This is a genomic window from Rhodococcus sp. KRD162 (assembly GCF_017168335.1).
Classification (GTDB): Bacteria; Actinomycetota; Actinomycetes; order Mycobacteriales; family Mycobacteriaceae; genus Rhodococcoides.
In genome coordinates this window covers 1-466 of the sequence record NZ_JABFAU010000089.1, presented here as the reverse complement: position 1 = coordinate 466, position 466 = coordinate 1, and the positions used below count along the sequence as shown (strand labels likewise).

At 63.9% G+C, this 466-nt stretch carries 1 protein-coding gene and 1 pseudogene; both read left to right on the top strand.

Annotated features, from left to right (window positions below; translation table 11 throughout):
* Window positions 1-211: pseudogene (locus tag J1M87_RS28110) on the top strand (murein transglycosylase); the annotation flags it as partial.
* A gap of 62 nt (window positions 212-273) precedes the next feature.
* A partial coding sequence (locus J1M87_RS28105) for a metal-sulfur cluster assembly factor (protein ID WP_206492933.1) occupies window positions 274-466 on the top strand: 193 nt, incomplete at its 3' end.

Here is a 466-nt window from a genome sequence, read left to right as displayed (position 1 = left end):
CTCGGACCCCCAGAACCTGTACGACGCGGCCCTGGCCACCGGCATGTACCTCTGCGACGGCGGCACCAACATGCGCGATCTCGGATCCACCACGAAAGCGATCCTGCGCTACAACAATTCGATGGCATACGTGGCGAACGTGCTCGCCTGGTCGGCCGGATACGCCACCGGCATCGTTCCGACCTCGGACCAGCTGCCGCGCATTCACTGACCGGCCGGCGCTGCGCTGCCCTGCCGTTCATCGAGCCCCTGCGCACCGCCTAGCATGAAGACATGGCTGTACTGACCGAATCCGACGTTCGGACCGCGCTCACGAAAGTGATCGACCCGGAGATCCGCAAACCCATCACCGATCTCGGGATGGTCAAGAGCATCGATATCTCCGCCGACGGGACCGTCGGCGTCGGCATCTACCTCACCACCTCCGGCTGCCCGATGAAGACCGAGATCAGCGATCGCGTCAAGA